6 protein-coding genes are annotated in these 6,471 nt (G+C 51.9%); 3 read left to right on the forward strand and 3 right to left on the reverse strand.

Annotated features, from left to right (window positions below):
• The coding region (locus KOO63_15360; protein MBU8923196.1) for a hypothetical protein at positions 1 to 834 on the reverse strand (834 nt) is incomplete at its 3' end.
• Between the two features lie 544 nt (positions 835 to 1,378).
• On the opposite strand from KOO63_15360, the gene KOO63_15365 reads away from it, so the two are divergent.
• Together KOO63_15365 and KOO63_15370 are read left to right on the forward strand one after the other, a co-directional pair.
• Positions 1,379 to 1,927 (forward strand): LemA family protein, encoded by a 549-nt coding sequence (locus KOO63_15365; GenBank protein MBU8923197.1) that lies wholly within the window; start codon positions 1,379 to 1,381, stop codon positions 1,925 to 1,927.
• Between the two features lie 40 nt (positions 1,928 to 1,967).
• Positions 1,968 to 2,855 (forward strand): M48 family metallopeptidase, encoded by an 888-nt coding sequence (locus KOO63_15370; GenBank protein MBU8923198.1) that lies wholly within the window; start codon positions 1,968 to 1,970, stop codon positions 2,853 to 2,855.
• A gap of 31 nt (positions 2,856 to 2,886) precedes the next feature.
• On the opposite strand, the gene KOO63_15375 is transcribed toward KOO63_15370, so the two are convergent.
• The gene (locus KOO63_15375) at positions 2,887 to 3,852 is read right to left on the reverse strand and encodes an aminopeptidase (protein ID MBU8923199.1); all 966 of its coding nucleotides are present in this window, start codon (positions 3,850 to 3,852) and stop codon (positions 2,887 to 2,889) included.
• 142 nt (positions 3,853 to 3,994) lie between these two features.
• Positions 3,995 to 4,921 carry an RluA family pseudouridine synthase gene (locus tag KOO63_15380; GenBank protein ID MBU8923200.1) on the reverse strand — a complete coding sequence of 309 codons (927 nt, stop codon included), beginning with the start codon at positions 4,919 to 4,921 and terminating at the stop codon, positions 3,995 to 3,997.
• A 211-nt stretch (positions 4,922 to 5,132) separates the two neighbouring features.
• On the opposite strand from KOO63_15380, the gene KOO63_15385 reads away from it, so the two are divergent.
• Positions 5,133 to 6,471 (forward strand): hypothetical protein (locus tag KOO63_15385; GenBank protein ID MBU8923201.1); only part of this gene is annotated, 1,339 nt, incomplete at its 3' end.

A 6,471-nucleotide genomic window follows, 5' to 3' on the forward strand; every position in this document is an offset into this window, starting at 1 on the left:
GTTGAGAGCAGAGCTGCGGCCATCGACCTCAATAATCGTTTTGGCATCATCACAGCTGGAGATGATCGGGCGCGTCCGATCGGTATCAGGATCCGCGATAACTTTGAAACCGAGGTTATCAAGGTTCTCGAGAAGAAGCAGGCCGAAGCTTGCTACATGGATCGGACCCTCTGACGCCATGTACATGATATCTCTCGTGAAAGCGACAGCGAGACCGTTGAAGGGATCACCCATCGTGACGGAAACGTAGTCGGGGAACGAGAGGTATGAATGCGTGTACTGGGTACCGAGACCAATGGGATTCCCGTCCTCGTCTTCGAGGGCGATCATGAACTCGGCTCCGGACGCACACTCGACCTGGCTGTCATCGAGCATGATGAACACGTGACAATCGAGAGCCATGAAGGCCATGGTCTCGCCGCCACACATCGTCGCGTCTTCATCATAGAAGATAGCGAGCGAAGGATTGGCGGGGATGTCGACTGAAAGTGTGTACTCTACAGTCTCGGTGTTCGGTGTTGATGCCGCGTCTGAACAGACGATACTGAAAGTGTGCTCACCGGCAGCTTCCAGCATTCCCATGATCTTTCCATCAGCAGACATGCTTACTCCGCTGGGCAGAGTCGATCCGATGGCCAGGGACCAGGTGTACGGCTCGGTGCCGCCCTCGGCAGCAAGGTTGATGTTGTACGGAGTACAAGTATAACCCTGGTCGAGAGTGGCTGTCGACACGCTGAAATCAGGTGTCGGCGTTACGGTTGTTTCATCGTCTGAACAGGAAACTACGAAGCTGCTCAGCGATAAGGCTAATAGGACTACGAAGACCTTTCTCATAATGAGACCTCCTCTTTCTAAGTGAGTCCTGTTGCTCCCTCGGTTGGACAGACAGCAACCCGTGTGCCAATTGGTCCGAGACAAGGTTTCGTTGCCGTAACATGGTGGCATGTAATAAGATGGGCGTGCAATATTATTCCGGAGTGTCGTGGAGTTGGGTGTTTACCATTCTCATTATGCCATATCGCGTCTCGTAGTCCGGGTTGCCTCCCCCGAAGGGAGTATTCTTGCTTCTGATGTGTTTACTGTGAGTTTGCACCTTACCTTGCAACATGCAAGGCCAACGCTTCAGATTCTGTCCAAAAGGCATCTGGGGATGAATAAATCCAGGTGTGGTCGTGTAGGAATGCTGGACAGTTCATCATCTGGTGAGGCAGAATGGCCGGGTGACAAGTCATTTGTTCGTTGCCGGTGCCGGTATAGAAACGTATAATGTCCACATTGAATCGGTCCGGCCGCCGGCCGTGCCGTTCGAAAAGTCCCGCTGGGCCTTTCATCTGGTCCATGGCGGCGACATGGATGCCTGAAATAGTGGAGGTCGATAATGATGATTTTCCTGATAGTAGTGATTATTGTAGTAGTGATGGTGACAGGGTTGTACAACACCCTTGTAAAGTTGAAAAAGAGATGTGAAAACGGCTGGGCCCAGATCGATGTTCAGCTCAAGAGGCGTTATGACCTGATCCCGAATCTCGTGGAGACGGCCAAGGGATATATGAAGCATGAGAGAGAAGTGCTTGAAAATGTCACGAAAGCAAGGCAGCAGGCGATTGACGCTACGAACATAAAGGATCAGGCGGCTGCCGAGAATATGCTTACCAGCACATTGAAGTCTCTGTTCGCTGTCGCCGAGAGCTATCCCGATCTGAAGGCCAACACAAACATGCTTGCTGTACAGGAGGAGCTTGTCTCCACTGAGAACAAGATCTCCTTCGCGAGGCAGCATTTCAACGATACCGTGATGGCTTATAATACGAGGATAGAGTTGTTCCCTTCGAACATAATTGCGGGGATGTTCAATTTCGCTGAACGTGATTTCTTTGAACTCGATAATGAAATGGAAAAGGAAGTCCCGAAGGTGAGTTTCGAGTAGAGGGCCTGTTTTCTGAAGTGGATATCTCAGGGATCTTATTATGATGTACGACAGGATAGCGGCGAACAGGAGGAATTCGATAATACTCGTGTTCGGTGTGATGACATTCCTTATTACCCTCGGCTATTTTCTGGGTGAATACTATGGCAGCGGGTATTTCGGGATCGGCCTGGCTGTCGTGGTGGGATCTGTGAGCGCGCTTGTCAGCTACTTTGGTGGAAGAGGAGTGATCCTGAGGATCAGCAGGGCGGGGAAGATCGAGAAAAAAGATCATCCACAGCTTTTCAACGTTGTAGATGAACTGGCCATCGCTTCCGGACTGCCTATGCCCGATATATATGTCATCCAGGACAGCGCTCCGAACGCTTTCGCCACGGGCAGGGATCCCGGGCATGCGGCGGTGGCGATCACTACAGGACTTCTCGAAAAACTGGACCGGGACGAGTTGCAGGGAGTGATGGCTCATGAACTGTCGCATGTGCAGAACAGGGATATACTCTTTTCGATGATGGTCGGTGTAATGGTCGGTTCCATAGCCCTGTTAAGCGATTTTTTCCTGAGGAGTGTATTCTGGGGTGGAGGAAGGAAGAGAAGCAAGAACAAGGGGGGCAGCGTTCCGATAATGATCATCGCCCTGATTCTGGCTATACTTGCGCCGATCTTCGCCAGGATCATGCAGATGGCCGTGTCGAGGCAGAGAGAGTATCTGGCCGATGCTTCAGCGGCGCAGATGACCCGTTATCCAAACGGGCTTGCTTCTGCCCTGAAGAAGATCGCGGAAGACCCGGAAGTACTTGAAGTGGCCAACAGAGCGACACAACATCTTTATATCGTCAACCCCATCAAGCCTTTTGAAAAAAGGGCGAAATCGCTGTTCAGCACTCATCCTCCCATCGAGGAGAGAATATCGAGACTGATGGATATGTAACTTCGCCCAACCAGAAGATTCGATATAGTTTTCAATCTACCAGAAGTTTTCCGTTCTCCATTATCGTCTTTCCGTCGAAAGTGACGGTGGGATCTTTGACTATCCCGTCCAGATGGATGCCCACATTGACAGTCCCACCCATAGAGACGTTGTTTCCGAGGGCGATATGGATCGTTCCCATCACTTTTTCGTCCTCAAGGATGTTACCGATGATCCTGGCTGCGTCATTTGTGCCTATTCCGAGTTCGGCGGCATTGAATGCCTGCTTCCCAAGCGGCTCCAGTTTGGATCTCAGCAGGTCCGCCTCCGGGCCGCCGGTGATCTCCGTGGCATGACCCTTCTCGACCTTGATAGTGATGGGGATCTTGCCGGCCAGGTCGCCGATCCCCGCCATCGACCCGTCGACTACGAAGGTCCCTTCTGTCGCGCCTTCTACCGGCATCAGATAGGCCTCACCTGATGGCAGGTTGCCGAATGAGCCGGGTTCGTGAATGAGGCCTGTAGAAGCGATAGCTTTAATTCCATTGATCGGGATCGTGATGTCCGTTCCCGCGGCGGTGGTAACGCGTGCTACATCAGTTGCGGTGAGAAGGTCGGTCAGCCTCCTGGTCCTGTCAGCTATAGCGTAGTAGTCGGCGTTCAATCCCCTGACCATGGTATCGACAGTTATGCCGGGCATGGTAGCCACGCGGGCCCCGTTCGCGCAGGCATTTCTCCTTGCGTCGGTATGGGTCAGCGATGTGGATGCGGGCGCCAGTACCGCATCGGCGTAAAGCATCGCCCGGGAGACCAGCTCGGGCGGTTCCTCTCCATTGCGACTCAGCGGCATCATCTCCAGGAAAGTCGATATCGCACCGAGTGAACGTCCCGCCTCGACGAGCGCCCTGCCGATCTCAGTGAGCTTTGTATCCGTTACGACGAGAAACTGTTCACCCTCGGTCACCTTCAAACAGTCCCTGACAGCTATTACAGCCGACTCCATCAATGCCTTGTCCATTATTCGACCTTCCTTTCAATTTTTATTTATGGCAGCGATGCTGCCCCGGGCCGCTGAATCTTATCAGAGAGAAACATGTCGGTACAGGTTAATAAGGAGGTCTTTGTGCATAAATCCGTTGGATTCTTTCAAGAGTAAAGGATTATTGCCTGAAATCGGTTGGTTCGGGAGCGGTAAGTTCGATCCGGCCTTTTTCAGGATGATCGAAGATGGTCTTCCAGGAGTGAAGCAACAATCTGGAACTGCCCTGGCCTTTTGTGCTGCCGTACTGCCTGTCGCCGGCCACGGGATGCCCGATAGAGGCCATGTGTGCCCTTATCTGGTGGGTGCGGCCGGTTCCGATCCTTATCTCAAGAAGGGAACGGTCCTTCGGCATCTCTCTGAGAATCCTGAAATCGGTGACGGCTCTTTTCCCCGATTTCGATAACGCGGTATCAGATATTTTATCTTTTGAGGTTTTCAACGGATTTTCTATCCTGCCCGATTTTTTTTCGGGCCTTCCTTCGACGATGGCCAGGTAGATTTTCTCGATCGATCCTGCCGCGAACTCCCGGCTCAGGATCCTTGCCTCCTGTCTCGTTTTCGCTACAATAAGCACACCGCTCGTTCCCCTGTCCAGTCTGTGTACCGGAGTGTGCCGGAAGGTCGTTCGATTCTCTGCCGAATGCTCAAGTCGATAGTATTCGAGAAGATCAAGGAGCGAGCCCAGCTGACTTTCGTTCCCTGGCTGGACTACAAGGCCGGAAGGCTTGTCGATTACCAGGATAGAATCGTCCTCATACAGTACCGGGATCTCCTTTCCTATAGAGCCGAATCTTTTTCGGATGTCCGTGGAATTATGCATCCCGCCATCTTTATGTGGTTTTATGCTTTTTACTGACTCGTCCACCTTGACGATATCGCCCGTTTTCAGTTTGTCCGTGCCAGTTGCCTTTTTCCCGTTCAGGAGGATCTTCCGTTTTCTGATGAGTGCCTGGGCCGCATGGAACGGCATTCCGGGAAATATGGAACGTACGAACCTGTCGAGCCTCGCGCCGTCCCATTCTACGTCGATCATGTGGTCTGTCATAATCCTGCTCCCGGTATTTCAGCCTGAGAATAATACTATTGCAAACAGGGGGAAGATTACAAGATGTCAGTGAGAAGCCGGCGGTGAGAGTCAGGATATTAATCGAGTTGAACTGGTGATAACAGAGCAGCCTCTTGAATCTTGTCAGGATAAAAGATATAATCAGCAGGCTGTACGGCGTTGTAATCATCCAGAACCCGGGAAAACAGGATTGAAAGTAAATACAAAGAGAATAATGATCACGGTTCTGTCGATAATGGCGCTCGCTGTGCTATGCGGTTGCGCGAAGGATGTTCCGACGCTTCCTGCTGAACTGGAGATCCCCTGGGTCGAGATAGAGAGCCCGCATTATGAAGGTACTGTCACCTCAATGGCCATCGGCGATGATGGTACTGTCTATTTGGGGGCCTATATCCGACAGCCGGGAATCGATCCTTCTGTCATATTGATCTCAAACGATGGTGGGGAGACCTGGAGAGAGAACCATATAGACATGTTCTGGATAGAATGCATCACAATCGACAGTAGAGGATATCTGTTTGCCACCGGTTATGGATGGAAAGTATGGCGATCGAAGGACGGAGGCGAGACCTGGGATTCTTCAGATCTGGGGACTTTCGAAAGAAATACAGATGTATATTCATTCATCGGCCCGAATGATGAGATTGTGATTTGGGGAGAGCGAGAAGGTGTCTTCATGTCGACAGATGCCGGTGATAACTGGGAATCACTTGTCGATACTTTTACGTGGGGTTATTCGAGGGACATCTCTATGACAGATGACTATCGGTTTTTCGCGATAACCGGGAATGGGCTCTTTTTCAGCGATGACACCTGTGCGAGCTGGGAAGGACCGATGGAAGGCCCATGGTCGTACACTCCCCAACAGATCCTCGTAATGAGCGATGGCACCCTTATAGTTCAGATCGGTCGGATCTATCTTTCGCGTGATAACGGGGAGACCTGGGAGCCGATCACAGATGATTCAAATCATGTCGACTGGGTCTGGAAGGATACTATGGGCAGGCTGTACTATCTTGATGATCGTATATTGATGATGTCGGTCGATCTGGGGCAAAGCTGGGTGTATCAGATGGAAGCGATCGGATACCCTGGTTGGTGTCGGGTGGGCTCGGGACCATCGGGCGAGATATTTGTCAGCACAGGACGCGATGGGTCAGGCTTCTGCCGCTCGCTCGATGGGGGGACGACCTGGGAGTACCTGGGGCTGGCCGAGGGGGAACCACGAGAGATTCACTGGGGCAGCGATGGGCGCATATATGTGAGCATGCCGACCAGTGGTATTTTCAGGACCGATGCGTCGGATATCTCATGGGAGTGTTTCAGTGACAAGAAAGAGCTTCTCTTCTCGTCCTGCCTCATCGAAAGACAGAATGGTGAATTGCTGGCAGGGACTTCTTACGGGATCTTCTCCTCCTCCTCCTGGGATATGGAATGGATCTGTCTTGGGAATTACCGATTTACTTCGAGGATTTCCGCCATCATGGATATGCCGGGAGTGGGGACATTTGCGGCCACACCTGGGGGAG

The organism is Candidatus Latescibacterota bacterium (assembly GCA_019038625.1).
Taxonomy (GTDB): domain Bacteria; phylum Krumholzibacteriota; class Krumholzibacteriia; order Krumholzibacteriales; family Krumholzibacteriaceae; genus JAGLYV01.

What these genes read in the sequence shown, in the direction of transcription:
- KOO63_15380 (MBU8923200.1), bottom strand. Translation starts at nt 4,921, where the DNA reads ATGACAGACCACATGATCGACGTAGAATGGGACGGCGCGAGGCTCGAC.
- KOO63_15370 (MBU8923198.1), top strand. Translation starts at nt 1,968, where the DNA reads ATGATGTACGACAGGATAGCGGCGAACAGGAGGAATTCGATAATACTC.
- KOO63_15365 (MBU8923197.1), top strand. Translation starts at nt 1,379, where the DNA reads ATGATGATTTTCCTGATAGTAGTGATTATTGTAGTAGTGATGGTGACA.
- KOO63_15375 (MBU8923199.1), bottom strand. Translation starts at nt 3,852, where the DNA reads ATGGACAAGGCATTGATGGAGTCGGCTGTAATAGCTGTCAGGGACTGT.